A 14,917-nucleotide genomic window follows, 5' to 3' on the forward strand; every position below is an offset into this window, starting at 1 on the left:
CGACGGCAATCGGGTCTATTATACAAGCCTGCGATAAACGGAAAATAAACAACAAAAAGCCATTGGAATCGGGATCGACTCCAACGGCTCTCAACTGTCCTTGCTTACGGCCCCATTTTCGTTATAAAATGTTTCATCCGCGGATCGGGCTGCGCCCCAAGCTCCTTCTCCAGCATCTCCTCCATCACCCGGTATTGCCGGAACGCCTCGTTTTTTCTTCCCAGCTCCGCGTAAAGGCGGATCGCCTCATGATGGATATCTTCCCTCATCGCGTCCAGCTTTAATATTTCGCTAAAGTAATGCAGCGCCTGCTGCGGTTTGTTGATCCCGATATGGAATCTCGCGCCCGCTTCCAGCAGCTCGATATACTGCCGTTCGAGCGAGCGAGCCAGCTCCGCCGCCCATTCGTAGTCCTTTCCCTGCAGCAATCGTCCCGCATACAGCGCCTCCGCCCGTCTGAACAGATCGGCCTGTTTCTCCGGAGCCTGCCGGACTTGCTTGAGCAAACGCTCGAACTCGTACAGATCGCAGCGAAGGGCGCCCTCCCTGATGCCGATTTCGTGTTTGCCGGCCGCAAGGAACGAATCGGACTCGCCGTTGTCGAACGCTTTGCGAATGTAATACAAGGTCGAGTTCAAATTTTTCAGCGCTTTGTTCTTTTCCAAACCGCTCCATAACGTATCGACGATTTCTTCCCGGCTGACCGTTCCTTTGCATACGAGAAAAGCGAACAGCTCCTCGGTTTTGGGACTTCTCAGCTTCACCTGCACCTGGTCCCGCTCTAGCCGGTATAGTTTCAACCCGTTAAACAGAAGGACCTGAGCGGAGGAGTCGGCTGCAGCCGCGGTCCGATGCCGCTTCCGGATTTTATCCAGTGTCCGGGACAGCCGCTCGGCGGTTACGGGCTTCAGCAAATAATCCAACGCGTTTCGATCGAACGCCTGAACCGCATATTCGTCATGGCCGGTTACAAATACGATATCGATCGAGTCGTCCAAGTCGTGCAGCAGGGTGGAAAGGAGCATACCGTCAATATCCGGCATGGAAATATCGAGAAACGCTACGTCTACCGGATTCGTCTTGGCGAATTCATACGCCTCGGCCGGGTTCAGGAAAGCCGCGCACAATCCGAGCTCTCCGCTCTCCGACAGCAAAATACCCAGCCGCTGCACCGACAGCTCCTCGTCATCCACGATCATCGCCCGCAGCATATCTGATCTCCTCCTTTCGTCCGCTCGGCTGCACCGGAATAACGAAGGAAACCTTCGTCCCGCTCCCCTCCGTGCTTTCGATCCGTATCCCCTCCCCATACATCAGCCGGAGGCGGCGGTCGATATTCCACAGCCCTACTCCCCTCTTGTCCGTATCCATGCTTTGCACGTCTTCCAGCGTTCGTTCGCTCATCCCGCGTCCGTTGTCCTCCACGGTGCAGCGGATGGCCGCGTGCCCTTCCTTCTTGACGGAGAGGCGCACGGTCCCTCCCGACGATCTCGACATAACGCCGTGCCTGATCGCGTTCTCCACAAGCGGCTGCAGGAGCAGAGGCGGCATCCGCATAGCCGCCGGGAATTCGTCCACGTCGTATTCCACTTGCAGCCTGTCGCCGAAGCGCGCCCGCTCGATATGGATATACGCCTTCACCAGCTCCATTTCCCGGTCCAGCGTCGTAACCGACTCCAACTGCTTAAAATCGAAGCTGCCCCGTAAATATTGCGAAAGCTGCAGCGTCAGTTCCTCCGCCTTCCGAGGATCGACCATACACAGCGTAGCGATGGAATTCAGCGCGTTGTACAAAAAATGAGGCTTGATCTGGGAACGCAAAAACGCAATCTCCGCCTCCTTGGCCGTCTTCACGGATGCCTTCAGCCGAGTCAAGCTCCGGACGCGCGCCATAAGCTCCTCCGGTTCATACGGCTTGCCGACAAAATCATTCGCTCCGCTGTCCATCGACCGTTTCGTCTCGGCCGCCCGGTTTTTGGCCGTCAGCATCAGAACCGGCATCTCGAAGGCGGAGTACCGTTCCCGAATTTGGTTCAGCACTTCGTATCCGGACATATCGGGCATCATCATATCGAGCACGACGAGCGCAATATCCGCGGCACGGGACAGCTCGTCCAGCGCCAGCCGGCCGCGATGAACCGCGATGACGGAATACCCCTCCAGCCGCAGCAAATTGATCATCGACTGCAGATTGGCGGGATCGTCGTCCACGACGAGAATGCGCTCTTCTTGTTCCCCCGCGATGTATACCGGGTACTCCCCCGGCATTAGAGACGTCTGCGCATACGGCCGGTTCCCTTCCCATTCCCGGCTGTCGCCCGAAGCCGGCTCCGGCGACACCGGAATCGTAAACGAAAACGCCGACCCTTGTCCCGGGCTCGATTCAACCCGGATCGCTCCCCCTTGCAGCTCCACCAGCTTTTTCGTAATGCTAAGTCCGAGTCCCGTACCGCCGTAAGCTTTCGTCTCGGAGCTGTCCGCCTGCTCGAACGGTTGAAAGATGCGCTCGCGCATGGACGCCTCGATGCCGATCCCCGTATCCTCCACGAGTACCTCGACCTGATCTCCGCCCGCTTTGGCGCTGATTCTCACCCGGCCCGTGTCGGTGAATTTGACTGCGTTGCCGATCAGGTTATGCAGAATCTGAATCAAACGGTTGCTGTCCGCATAAACGACGGGCAAATCCCCGGATACGTCGTTCACGATCTCGATTTCTTTTCCTTCCAGCAGAAACGCATGAATCTGGACGACCGAATCGACGACCGCCTTCAGATCGACGCCGCTCCGATGAAGCGAGATGTCTCCATGTTTCATTTTCGAATAATCGAGCAATTCGTTGACCAGATGAGACAAACGTTTGCCGCTTTCGTATACGATGGCCAGATGGCGCGCCTGCTTGGCGGTTACCGGTCCTTCCACCCCCCGGAGAAGCGTATCGGTTATGCTCACGATGGCGCTTAGCGGCGTTTTCAGCTCGTGGGACGTATTGGACAGGAAGTCGTCCTTGATCTTGTCCAGCTCGAGAAGCCGGCTTCTCATCCCGTCGATCGTATGGTACGCTTCGAAGAAGCGGAGCACTACCAGAACGAGCATCATCAGATTGAACCAGACGATATAAAACTGCCCCAGCCATGCATGCTCCTTCAAGGAAAACGAAAACAGGATCATGTCGACCGAATACAGCAGCGCGCACAGGATCGCCGAAAAGAGCAGCAAAGACTTCAAGCGGTCGCCCTTGCCGCTTCGGACATACAGGACGGCCGTCCTCAGTACGAGCCAGATCGTCAACGATTCATATACTAAAATAATAAACGGTTCGACCTTCGAATAAACAGGGATCGGCAGTACGACCACCAGCGCCGTATAAACACCAAGCACAAGGATGAACAACCGGGCGAACGTAAGCGAGATGATATTCCGCTTTAACCGATAAAATAAGGCAGCCAATACGATGAAGCAGGCCAGCGAGCAAAAGTCTTTGATCTTGAACATAAGCTCAAACGGCAAGTCCGGAGCATACATCAGGAGAACCCGTTCCCCGACCAAGCCGTTGTATATCGCATAAAACAGGCAAAGCAAAGCGTACAGCAGCAGCGAGTAGTCTTTGCTCCGGTACCAGGCCGCCGTTACGAAGCAAATCGCGAAAATGAACGCAAGCGTAGCAAGGATCGCAAACGTCCCCAGCTCGTGCGCCTTGCTCATCTGCTGGGTCTCCAGCATCGCGGTCTGCTCGCCGAAATAAAGGGAAGCGGGAATGCCCGAATTGGCGTAATCGAAATTAGCCACGTGCACGACAATCTCGATATCGCTCCCCTTCCGTGCGGAGAAAAAGCCGATCTGCGGGACGTTGCCGGCCCTGTAGTCTGCCGCCGCGTCGGAGGGATTGCCGTCCTCGAACAGCTTGTGCCCGTTCGCATAGACGGCGCTCGAAAACCGGATGTTCGTCTTCTTCAACGCGACTCCCCCGTCGAACGGCACGTTTTTCAGCACCATCCGGTACGTCGCGTACCCGTGAGCGGGTAGCAGTTGTCCGCCGATCGTTTTGCCGTTCCCGTTCCATACGGAGGGCACCTTGATTAGATCGGGAAGCGACGGGGTGTCCGCTCCCGCCCGCCGGAATTCCTCCGGGGTCAGCAATCGATTCCAATAAAACTCCCATTCGCCGTCCAGCCTGATTCGCTCGTTACGCTGGTAATCCCAACCGGAGAGGTCCATGATACCGCTGCGAACCCTCAACTCCCCCGGCTGGTCGTCACGATTCATTAGGATGGATAACGGTATTAACGAACTGGCCAACAATGCGACAAAGCACACAAGTACAATTCTTCTGAGCAATGGATCGGCTCCTCGCAACCTTTTAGTTATGAAAACTAATTCGACAAAATCCTTCATTTCCCTCCAAAAGCTGAGGTTTGCCGGATGCGGAGCGGTCAGCGCCTGTAAAAAACAAACATCCCGACCGCTCTTTAAGCGGTTCGGGATGTCCGGATAGGCGGCAGCAGCAATGGTGGCTGATCTGCGCCCGGTTATTTTCGAATTAATGTATGTCCTTCTTCTTGAAACGTCCGCCCTTCACGTCGTGAATGTTGCCTACCGCAAGGAATGCGGAGCTGTCCAGCTCTTCCACAATCGACTTCATCTTCGCTTCTTCCAGCCGGGTAATAACGCAGAAAATGACCCGTTTCTCTCCGCCCGTAAAGGCTCCTTCCCCGTGCAGGTACGTAACCCCCCGTCCCAGACGCTGAATAATCGCCTGCCCGATCTCTTCGTGCTTCTCACTTATGATCCAGACCGATTTCGATTCGTCGAACCCTTCCACCGTTACATCGATCATCTTGTAGGCGATAAAGTAAGCGATCAGCGAATACATCGCGCGGTCCCAGCCGAATACGAAACCCGCCCCGGCCAAGATGAAAATATTGAAAAACATCACGATCTCGCCAACCGAAAACGGAGACTTCTTTGTAAATAAAATCGCAACGATCTCCGTTCCGTCGAGCGAGCCGCCGAAGCGGATGACCATGCCCACGCCGACGCCGAGAATAATGCCGCCGAACACCGAAGCAAGCAGCGGATCGTCCGTTAGCGGACTCACCGGGTGAAGAAGCCAGGTGCCGAGGGACATGATTGATACCGCATATAACGTGGACAAGGCAAACGTCTTGCCGATCTGCTTATAGCCCAAATACAAGAAGGGTAAATTAAACAACAATAAAAAGACGCCAAGCGGAACATGAGTCAATGCGGACGTAATGATCGAGATGCCTACGATACCGCCGTCAATTATACTGTTAGGTACAAGAAAAATCTCCAGGCCGACCGAGAATAACGCGGCCCCGAACGTCAGGAAGCATATTCGCTGGAGCAGCTTCATCCGCGTAATATGGGTATGCGATTTGGCTTTGGGCTGCGTTGCATGCAGCTCTACTGTGTCTGTTTTCATCGAGAACCTCCCTGTATCATGGCTTGCAAGAACGCCGGGTTCCCGTGCGTCCCGAACAAATGGTCACAACAAATAACCGCCCTAGATTGTAATCAGGCCAAATAAACGCACTTCAATAAGAGCCTTAACAAAAACGTCTAGACGGATAAGTAATTAGATGTGAATTTGATCGGACGAAGCAGCAGACTCTTCATCAGGAGAGGGATTACAAAGGAAAAGTGGGGCATCCGGACCGATAGGGCCAATCCTAATGCGAGCAGCGTTACGGAAAAGGCCGCATAGGGGACGTCTGATTCCGGCTTATCGTAGTTTTGTCCGAGAACGGCTGCGCCGGTGCAGCCTGGAGCTCCCGAAGATACGGCGGGGATAGCGCTGGAGACAGGAGTGACGACGGTTTCGATCGTGGGCATGAGAAACGACCAGATTAAAAGAAATGCGGAAATCAACTTAACAAAAATCCGCGCGCCTCTGTCCAAAGTCATCGTTTCTCCCCCTTTCCAACCATCTCTCTATAGGCAGAATATCACAAATTCACGCAAATTTCAAAACTTTTTACCCTGGTATTGCCATTTCCCCCCTTTCCCTCCGTTTTTCTTCCGATATCGCATTAATGAAATGAACCGCTTCTTTTTCCTTTATCCATGCGCTGCTTCGCCATTATACCGCTTTATTGCAATCCACTTTTAAAGGACGACAAAACCCGGCATGATCCGCACGAGAGCAACTTCCCCGCCGGATAAATACCGGGTTTTCCGATCCCCTTTACATTTACGCCTTCAACGTTCTCCATTCCTGGTCAAGACCCAATCCGCGCAGATCCGCGACCGTATGGTTTCGTTCCGCCTCGTACAGCTTCCAGATGACGCGCAGTCCTTGGAGGCTGGTCGGCCCGTCCGTAATCGGACGCGTGCCATCACGGATGCAATCGAGAAAATGTTCGAGTTCATGGTTGGTCATTTTGCCCGAAGCTCCGGCTTCGTACAATACTTTCTTCCGCGACTCCGAATCCAGATTCGCCTTCTCTTCCTTGATCGCCGTATGGGCGTACAGCTTGTTCTCGGCAAGGTTGATTTCCAGCATTCCGTTGGTACAGTGCGCGTGGAGACTCCAGCCGAGCCTCGTCCCGCGGGCTCCCCACGTTCCGAAGTGATAACCGAGCGCACCGCTTTCAAACTCGATCGTAACGTTGCTCGTTCCTTCCTTCTCCATCCACGGGGTTCCGAAATTCGTACCCAGATGCGTTCCGCGGACAGGGCGTCCCAGAAACCAGAGCAGCAAATCCACGTAGTGGCAGCCATGGCTGAAAAATTGCCCTCCGCCCAGCCGCTTCGCGGACAGCGCCCAGTGTCCCGGCTGGTAACGCGTATATTGTTCGGTCCAGACCGACATCTGGAAGCATTCGCCGTATTCTTTGGAGTCGATCAGCTCTTTCAGCTTCAGGATGATCGGCCAGAAACGTACCGGATAGGCGGTCATCAGCACTTTGCCGACCCTCTCAGACGTCTCGATCAGATCGAGGCACTCCTCCTCGGTATTGCACATCGGCTTCTCCATCAGCACGTGCTTGCCCGCTTCCAGGCAAGTTTTGCCGACTTCATAGTGAAGGTCATGCGGCAGTACGACCAGTACGGCGTCGACATGGTCCAGCAGATCGCGGTAATCGCTGACGGCCAGCTTCGCTCCTGTCAACTCGGCCGCTTTCTGTGCGCGTTCCAGCTCGATATCGCACGTAGCTGTAATCTCGACCCGTTCTCCCAAATACTGAAAACCTCCCGAGTGCGATCCGGCCATTCCTCCGCAGCCGATAACTCCAAGACGAACTTTGCTCATGATGATCTTCCCTTCCCCCGCTTTGCGGCGCTATTAGGCGCGATCAAAAAAGCATAGTGAACCGTAAGATTGGCCAACATAGGTTAGCCGTTTTTTTGATCGCGCCTTAGGTCTGTTCTCTTTCCTAGCTCCATCATAACGGGATCAGGGCAAGCGATCTTTGTCTTTCCGGTCCGATGTTTTGCACTTTTTTGGGCGGCTGGCTGCAAAGGCCGGTTTGAGGAATCATTTTAATAAGGCATGGACGAATTAGTGCAAATATTTATATTCGGACTGCTCCGGACTGTCGAACGGCATCATATTCACTACTGCGGCAGGATCGATAGCATGCAGCGCTTCCCGGAAACGGCCTTCGTCCTTTTTGGCGATGACCGCCAGGAGATCGCCTCCCGCCTCTCTGGAAGCCGAGGGGGCGGACTTGGCCTGGAGGAACGAAACAGCCGGACCCAGCTGTTCCTTCATATCGGCACAAAGCGCAGCAGCCGATTGGGGACTGTGAATCCGCACCAGTGTGTACTTGTGGTAGCCTCGTATCATATACCGCAGCGAGCGGTACGCCAAGTAATAAGCGATAACCGAGTACAGCGCTTGCTCCCAGCCAAATAAAAAACCGGCGACCGCGAGCACGAGCAGATTAAACAGCATGATCAGCTCGGCTACCGACAACGGAACTTTCCGCTTCACCCAATGGGCGGCTTCATTCACACCGTCCGTATAACCGCCGATGCGAAGGATTAGGCCAGCTCCTCCGCCAAGCGCCAGCCCTCCCAGTACCGAAGCGGCCAGCGGATGCTCGGTCAGTGGCGGGATCGGGTCCAGCAGCAGCGTTACGGCCGCCGTGACGCCGAGGGCGGCCAGCCGCACAACGGCGGAGTTTTGCCCGCGCCGGGGAACGGCCAGAAACAGGAACGGGACGTTGATCAGAAACAAAAACAGTCCCAGCTGCATCTCGGTCATGTGCGACAGCATAATGGAAATGCCTTGGGCGCCGCCCGTCACAAGCCGGTTCGGCTTCAGAAACAGCTCGAGCCCGACTGCGATCAGCACGGCTCCGGCACAAAAGGACAAGACGGCGAGCCAATCGACCCTAATCGGCTGTCGGTGAAACCGGTTCGGACGAGGTCCTTTCATGGCGCCCCTCATCGGTCTCAGCCCTCCCGTTCGGCAGACTGGACACGATCGGCCGGCTGAGCGTTATCTTTTGGCTGCAAACGCTCCTTTCGTCCGTAAATCAGCTTGTAGATCGTTTTCGACTCCTTGGTAAGCAACGGGCCCAAAATGGCAAGGATGAGTACGTACAGCGCCGCAAAAGGCTGCAGCAGCGGCAGCAGCGAGCCCGCTTTGCCCAAATTCGCCATTACGATCGAAAATTCACCGCGCGAAACGATCGTCAGACCGATATTAACCGACGCCTTCTTGGACAGTCCCGCGCTTTTGCCTGCGAGCATCCCTGCTACGAAGTTGCCGATCAGCGTCACCACGACGGCGCCGAGCGACAGCCAGACCGCGCCTCCGAGCGTAGTCGGATCGATCGTAAGACCGAAGCTGAAGAAAAACATCGCCCCGAAGAAGTCGCGGAACGGCAGGATCAGATGCTCGATCCGCTTCATATGCTCGGTTTCGGCCAATACGAGACCGACCAGCAGCGCGCCGATCGCCTCGGCTACGTGGATCGTTTCGGAGAAACCCGCTACGACCATCAGGCCGCCGAAGATGACGAGCAAAAACAGCTCGTTGGACCGGATGTCGAGCACCTTATTCAGCAGCGGGACCGCTTTGCGTCCGATAATAAGAACGGCGAGCATAAAACCTAGCGCGATAAGCGCCGATAGGGCTACCCCAGCGAACGAAGTCGAACCGCTCAGCACAAGACCCGACAAAATGGAAATATATACGGCCAAAAATACGTCCTCAAACATGATGATGCCAAGAATCATCTCCGTCTCGGAGTTGGCCGTTCGTTTGAGATCTACGAGCACCTTCGCCACGATAGCGCTTGAGGATATCGTCGTAATACCCGCAACGACGAGAATTTCTTTAAAGGGCAGGCCGGCGAAGTAGGCGAACAACAGGCCGAGCGTAAAGTTGATGGCGATATAAATCGTGCCGCCGACGGCAATCGATTTGCCCGACTTGATCAGACGCCCGACCGAAAATTCCAGGCCGAGATAAAACAGTAAAAACAAGACGCCAAGTCTGCCCAAAAATTCGATGAACGGGGCGCTTTCTATAAAACGGAAGTCGAAAACGCCGATTTTGGGAGCATGCGGGCCAACCGCCATTCCGATCAAAATATAAAACGGAATGACTGAAAATTTCAGTTTGGCCGACAATATTCCGGCCACGGCAATGAGCACGACAGCGAGACCGATTTCCAGCACGATGTGATCCATAATCAATCACTCCCGTGCAGAAGAAGTTGTTTCAAAGCCTTCAGATGAACCCGCTCGCCCGCCACAATCAGCGTGCTGTCAGCAGTCAAGGCATACTCTGGTCCCGGATTGATATGATGGGTGTGACTCCGTTCAATCGCGGCAATGATGCTCGCCCCCGTCTTCTGACGGATATCGAGCTCTCCGATCGTCTGCCCGACACAGTTCGCATTCGACTCGATCCGGTACCACTCGATAATCAGATCGTTCAGCGCCATCTCGATCGTTTCAAGCGCCTTCGGCTTATAGTTCATCCCGCCCAGGATCGCTGCGGCGGCACGCGCCTCGTCGTCCTCCAGCGTAACCATCGAGACGCTGTCGTCCAGATCCTCGTTATCGAAATGATACATCTCTCTTCTGCCGTCATCATGGACGACAATCACCAATTTGTCTCTGGAGCGCGTCTCCATTTCATACTTGCGGCCGATTCCCGGCAAATCTGATTCTCTTACTGGTTTCATCCATCCGCCTCCGATCTCTATATTCGATCGGCACTTTCCGGATGCGGCATGCCCTTGCTATATAAGTTTTTAGTTGACGTAAGGCCCGCTCCTGTGAACTGCGGCCTGCCGCCACCTGTCAGCCTCTGCATAAATGGCCTTTTCCTAAAGGAAAAAGGGGTCCCGTCCATACGTCAGTCAACTTACATAGAAATGAACGCGATTTTCGGACATGCCAAACAACACTCTGTGCCGAACGTAAAAAAATAACAATTGGCTTGGAGTGATTAGTATGACCGAAAATTTCAAATTACATAATGGGATGTGAATTTCAGGGGACGCAAAAGCAACTGCTTGCGAAGAAGCGGTATGGGGGGCGCAAAACGGTCCAGCCGATAGCGGATACGATTTTCACGAGATACGATGCAGCCGACAAATAATGTCACGACGAGAGCCGGCAAAAACATACGCAGCTTGGTCAGCATATGCGCAGGAGAGCTTAAAGGTGAATGAATCGTTGCGGATGCCGATACGGCGGGAATAGTTTTGGATACGGGAGTAACAACAAGCTCGGCCGTCGGCATAAGAAACGACCATACAAGGGCGAACATAACGAGCAGCTTAATCGTTACCCGGGATTTCTCGCGTATTATCAAGATGTCCTTACCTCCTTTCCGGATAGCATATCCTCATTTTATCATAGAAAAAAGCGATATTTCAAACTTTTTTCATGGTTATCGGTCCTTTCATCGCTTTCCCTTAGGATATCTCGATATATCTCGATATTCCCTTTCGGGGAGAAAAGATGCGTCGCAGGGCTGCAGCCAGCGGACTATCGTTCGACAATCAAGGCGGGTATATCCGACATTTCAATCTAATAAATTACATAATTTTACATAAGCAGCAGCAAAACAAAAGATTGAAAGAGATTCCACAACGATTATCGGGATTTATTGCATAAAAAGAGGAAAAAACCAACCAAACGAACCTTGTTTCCGTTTGCTTTACCGCTATATAATAAGGTAATTTATTGCCGGCCCTTGCTCCCCCGCCGCATGCGATCCAGACGGCCCGGTTTTAAATCGGAACAACCATTCGAACGAACGGAGGTATGATGTAGTGAGAAGAAAAAGGTTCATATTTTTTCTTTCCGCCTTTGTAACCGTTTTCGCTGGGTGCTCTAACAGTCAACAACCAACCGACGTCTCGGTCAAACCGGCGGAAAAGCCGCTCGATCCCGTCAAAATCCGGGTTCACCAGCTGGGGGGATATTTTACGGATCAGGATTTCAACGAACTGATTGCCGAACCGGTCAAGAAAAAGTATCCGCACCTGACCGTGGAGATGGACAAAACGACGGAAGATTTGCCGGAGCTGCTCTCCAAGGGCGAATCGATCGACTTTCTCGTCACTTACCACGGCCGTCTGACCGCTTACAAGGATTTGGGAGTGTATCTCGATTTGCTGCCGCTCGCGAAACAGTACAATTTTGATCTTGGCCGATTCGACCAGGGCGCGCTGGATACGATCATCGCCAACTCGGAGAAAGGCGAACTGTACGCCCTCCCTTACGCCAACAACTTAAACGCCCTCTACTACAACAAAGACATATTCGATAAATTCGGCGTCTCTTACCCGAAGGACGGCATGCTCTGGGAAGACGTTATCGAACTTGCCAAAAAAGTAACCCGCAAGGAAAACGACATTCAGTACCGCGGCATCGAAATCGACGACCTCAACCGCCTCCTCTTCCCCATGTCCCTCAACATCATCGATCAGAAAACCGATAAAGTGCTGGTGAACAGCGACCCGTACAAAAGAGCGTTTGACATCGGCAAACAAATCTACGCCATTCCGGGCAACGAGTTTGTCGGCGGCTCTCCGATCGACCGGTTCCTGAAAGATAAAACCGTTGCAATGATCCCGACGATCAATCTGTTTCTGCGGCTCAGACAAACCCCGGACCTGAACTGGGACGTAGCCCAATTCCCCAGCTACAAAGAGAAGCCGGATACGTACGGCATGTACGACCTGCACTGCATGATTCCGATGGCGATGAGCAAAAACCGGGATGACCAGATGCGCGTGCTCGAGGTGTTGTTCTCCGAGGAAGTGCAGACCGTCATGTCCAGAAAATCGGCCAAACTGTCGGTCATGAAAGATCCGAAGTTCAGGCAAGCGTTTGGCCAAGACCTCCCCGAGCTGCAAGGCAAACATATCGAAGGCGTATTCAAGAGCAAATCTGCGGCCGCACCGCCCAATTCGAATTATTACACGAAAGCGTACAGCCTCCTGACCGCCGAATATACGAACGCCGTCAAAAATGTCAAAGATGTCAATACGGCGCTTCGCGACGCGGAAGAGCAGATCCGGCAGCACATCGTCACCGAGAAAGGCAAAGGCAACTGACGGCTGTCCGCCGCGAATCGAAACGCTCCCAGGCACCGCCCCCCTCCAACAATCCGTTGGAGGGGTTTTGAATGTTACCGCTATACTCACTAGGTCCGCTCAGCTTTTCGCAACGGGAACCCATACTACTCACCGGTAATCTCTTCCGCAGCCGGATTCCCTGGAAGATACACTTCTAATCGCTTGCGCATGGTCCGCGAGAAAGCTTACCATAGGTTCAACTTCTACGGAACCCTTTTAATCAGCGCGTCGTCCAATAATCGAGGTGAACGAAAAGTGGGTTTGGACTATTTGAGCACGCTGTCCGACAGTACGGACAAAAACGTCATTCTGCGCGACCTGATGGAGCGGTACGGCAACGATGTATGGAACTATGCGTTTTTCCTGACGAGCCGTTTCGATCAGGCGGACGACATCTTCCAGGACGTCTTCATCAAGGTGTACCGCAGCATGTTCTCGTTCCGGGGGGAATCGAGCGTCAAAACATGGCTGCTCGCGATTACGCGAAACGTCGCCAAAGATCACCGCAAATCGGCATGGGCCCGCCGGGTGCTTCTGATGGCTACGATCCGCAGGTCGGAAACGGCTTCCTCCACGGAAAAGGAAGTGCTGAGCCGGATGGTAAGCGGCGATGTCTGGAAGGCGGTTATGGATCTGCCCGAAAAGCTGCGGGAAGTGCTGCTCTTATACGCCCACCACCAGTTGACCGTACCCGAAATCGCCTCCATGCTGAATATCTCCCAAGGCACCGTCAAGTCCCGGCTTCACCGGGCGCGGGCGAAGGTGCCGTTATTGCTGAAGGAACAATTGTCCGATTCATACTAACCGGAGAGCAAGGAGGCGACGAAGATGAGACCGAAACGATTCCCAGATTGGGAAAAAGAGCTTAAACATTTTCCTTTAAATCCGAAGGGCGTGCCGCCCAAATTAATGAATAGCGTGGAGGAACGAATCGCCATGGAAGCGACACCGAAACGATCCCGCGGTAAAGTGTGGGTTGCCGCCGCCGCGCTGCTGCTTGCTTCAGCCGTCCTCTTTACCCAGCGGGAACCGATAATGGGCTTGTTCAAGCAAAAGGTCGAAACGCCGCAGTTCGACGTCAAGACGGAAAGGTCGATCAAAGTACAATGGGCCGACGGCATGTCCTTTATGAGCCGTTATGGAAATGCCTTCATTATCCAATATCCGAATATGGACGTGGACGCCGTCAGCTCCCCGCCTTACGATCCGCAGAAAGAGCGGGCGGTCCAGTTCGAGGAATTTATCGAGAAGGAAAAGCCGGATGTCGTGTACGTGCCGATGGAGGTTTATAAGAAGTTAGCGGATAAAGGACTGCTGCTGCCGCTCGACCCGTTCATTCAAAAAGAAAAATACGATCTCGGCGTTTTCCAGGAAAGCGTAGTCGAAACGATTCGCGAAGCCGGCGGGGGCAAGTTATACGGAATGGCTCCCAACTTCTCGACCCAGGCTCTTTATTACAACAAGTCGCTGTTCGATAAATACGGCGTCCCGTATCCGACTGACCAGATGAGCTGGGAGGACGTACTCGCCCTGGCCCAAAGGTTTCCGGCAAACGGGCAGGGTGAAGACCGCGTATACGGATTGATCCCGTATTCGGCGTCCCCTTACGGCACCACCGAGAGCATAGGACGTACGAAGGGAATCGGCCTGACCGATGCCGACGCGAGCAAAATGACGGCGAATACGGACGCCTGGCGCTCCATCTTCCAGTTCGTTGCCGATGGCGTGAAGAAAGGCTGGCTCTATGAATCGAAGCCGCTCACGGGCAGCATATCCGGAGCCGATTTTTACAAACGCAACCCGTTCCTGACCGGCAACGCGGCGATGATGGTTTCGACGAACAGTACGGCAAACGACCTGATCCAGGCCAAGCAGCGGTATAATCTCGCCGATTTCGCCTGGGATATTGTGACTGAGCCGGTCGACCCGGCAAAGCCGAATGTCTCGTCCACGTTCCGGATTGACGAGATTTATGCGATTCCCGCAAATTCGGAGAATGCAAGGGACGGCTGGGAGCTGATCAAGTCGATCCACAGCGAAGCGATGACCAGAAAAGTTGCCTCTTCTTATACCGGCAATTTCGGGTTGTACTCCCGCAAGTTCGAATCGCGGACGCCGATTACGTATAGGCTGGAAGCTTTCACGATGTTAAGGCCCGATGGTCAGCCAAGCAGCCTGGCCATTATGGATCGGCCTTTGTACACCTCGCTGTCGACGATCGTTAACGAGGAATTGAAGTCCGCGGCAGCCGGGACCAAAAATCTGGACGACGCCATCGGCGCCATACAGCAGCGCGGACAAACGGCGATCGAGCAGGCGAAAGCGGAGAAAAAACCGTGATG

The 14,917-nt window shown here is 53.9% G+C and carries 12 protein-coding genes; 3 read left to right on the top strand and 9 right to left on the bottom strand.

The window, feature by feature from the left end:
• Window positions 1–104: 104 nt before the first annotated feature.
• The 9 genes from PV433_RS08070 to PV433_RS08110 all read right to left on the bottom strand — a co-directional run bounded on the left by PV433_RS08070 (window position 105) and on the right by PV433_RS08110 (window position 10,801).
• Window positions 105–1,211 (bottom strand): response regulator, encoded by a 1,107-nt coding sequence (locus tag PV433_RS08070; RefSeq protein ID WP_332071675.1) that lies wholly within the window; start codon window positions 1,209–1,211, stop codon window positions 105–107.
• Entirely contained in the window at window positions 1,186–4,335 is a 3,150-nt protein-coding gene (locus PV433_RS08075) for an ATP-binding protein (RefSeq protein WP_332071676.1), read from the bottom strand. The genes PV433_RS08070 and PV433_RS08075 overlap by 26 nt, the downstream gene beginning before the upstream one ends.
• A gap of 202 nt (window positions 4,336–4,537) precedes the next feature.
• Complete coding sequence (locus PV433_RS08080) at window positions 4,538–5,374, bottom strand: YitT family protein (protein WP_223836696.1); 837 nt, start codon at window positions 5,372–5,374, stop codon at window positions 4,538–4,540.
• Window positions 5,375–5,580: 206 nt separating this feature from the next.
• Complete coding sequence (locus PV433_RS08085; protein ID WP_332071677.1) at window positions 5,581–5,925, bottom strand: hypothetical protein; 345 nt, start codon at window positions 5,923–5,925, stop codon at window positions 5,581–5,583.
• 286 nt (window positions 5,926–6,211) lie between these two features.
• Complete coding sequence (locus PV433_RS08090) at window positions 6,212–7,273, bottom strand: Gfo/Idh/MocA family protein (protein WP_332071678.1); 1,062 nt, start codon at window positions 7,271–7,273, stop codon at window positions 6,212–6,214.
• Between the two features lie 249 nt (window positions 7,274–7,522).
• Window positions 7,523–8,416 (bottom strand): YitT family protein, encoded by an 894-nt coding sequence (locus PV433_RS08095; protein ID WP_332071679.1) that lies wholly within the window; start codon window positions 8,414–8,416, stop codon window positions 7,523–7,525.
• 5 nt (window positions 8,417–8,421) lie between these two features.
• On the bottom strand, window positions 8,422–9,666 hold the full coding sequence (locus PV433_RS08100; RefSeq protein ID WP_332071680.1) for a cation:proton antiporter: 1,245 nt from the start codon (window positions 9,664–9,666) through the stop codon (window positions 8,422–8,424).
• A 2-nt stretch (window positions 9,667–9,668) separates the two neighbouring features.
• Window positions 9,669–10,166, bottom strand: a complete 498-nt coding sequence (locus PV433_RS08105; protein WP_332071681.1) for a cation:proton antiporter regulatory subunit — start codon at window positions 10,164–10,166, stop codon at window positions 9,669–9,671.
• A gap of 284 nt (window positions 10,167–10,450) precedes the next feature.
• The gene (locus PV433_RS08110) at window positions 10,451–10,801 is read right to left on the bottom strand and encodes a hypothetical protein (protein WP_332071682.1); all 351 of its coding nucleotides are present in this window, start codon (window positions 10,799–10,801) and stop codon (window positions 10,451–10,453) included.
• Window positions 10,802–11,264: 463 nt separating this feature from the next.
• On the opposite strand from PV433_RS08110, the gene PV433_RS08115 reads away from it, so the two are divergent.
• The 3 genes from PV433_RS08115 (at window position 11,265) to PV433_RS08125 (ending at window position 14,915) form a co-directional block, all read left to right on the top strand.
• Complete coding sequence (locus PV433_RS08115; RefSeq protein WP_332071683.1) at window positions 11,265–12,554, top strand: ABC transporter substrate-binding protein; 1,290 nt, start codon at window positions 11,265–11,267, stop codon at window positions 12,552–12,554.
• Between the two features lie 276 nt (window positions 12,555–12,830).
• Entirely contained in the window at window positions 12,831–13,379 is a 549-nt protein-coding gene (locus PV433_RS08120) for an RNA polymerase sigma factor (RefSeq protein ID WP_317891215.1), read from the top strand.
• 24 nt (window positions 13,380–13,403) lie between these two features.
• Window positions 13,404–14,915, top strand: a complete 1,512-nt coding sequence (locus PV433_RS08125) for an ABC transporter substrate-binding protein (protein ID WP_332071684.1) — start codon at window positions 13,404–13,406, stop codon at window positions 14,913–14,915.
• Window positions 14,916–14,917: the final 2 nt, after the last annotated feature.

Origin of the sequence: Paenibacillus sp. GYB004 (genome assembly GCF_036577605.1) — a bacterium.
GTDB classification, from domain to species: domain Bacteria; phylum Bacillota; class Bacilli; order Paenibacillales; family NBRC-103111; genus Paenibacillus_AB; species Paenibacillus_AB oceani.

Excerpts from the sequence above, each read along its gene's own strand:
- PV433_RS08070 (WP_332071675.1), bottom strand. The coding sequence starts at position 1,211 with ATGCTGCGGGCGATGATCGTGGATGACGAGGAGCTGTCGGTGCAGCGG.
- PV433_RS08080 (WP_223836696.1), bottom strand. The coding sequence starts at position 5,374 with ATGAAGCTGCTCCAGCGAATATGCTTCCTGACGTTCGGGGCCGCGTTA.
- PV433_RS08085 (WP_332071677.1), bottom strand. The coding sequence starts at position 5,925 with ATGACTTTGGACAGAGGCGCGCGGATTTTTGTTAAGTTGATTTCCGCA.
- PV433_RS08090 (WP_332071678.1), bottom strand. The coding sequence starts at position 7,273 with ATGAGCAAAGTTCGTCTTGGAGTTATCGGCTGCGGAGGAATGGCCGGA.
- PV433_RS08095 (WP_332071679.1), bottom strand. The coding sequence starts at position 8,416 with ATGAGGGGCGCCATGAAAGGACCTCGTCCGAACCGGTTTCACCGACAG.
- PV433_RS08100 (WP_332071680.1), bottom strand. The coding sequence starts at position 9,666 with ATGGATCACATCGTGCTGGAAATCGGTCTCGCTGTCGTGCTCATTGCC.
- PV433_RS08105 (WP_332071681.1), bottom strand. The coding sequence starts at position 10,166 with ATGAAACCAGTAAGAGAATCAGATTTGCCGGGAATCGGCCGCAAGTAT.
- PV433_RS08125 (WP_332071684.1), top strand. The coding sequence starts at position 13,404 with ATGAGACCGAAACGATTCCCAGATTGGGAAAAAGAGCTTAAACATTTT.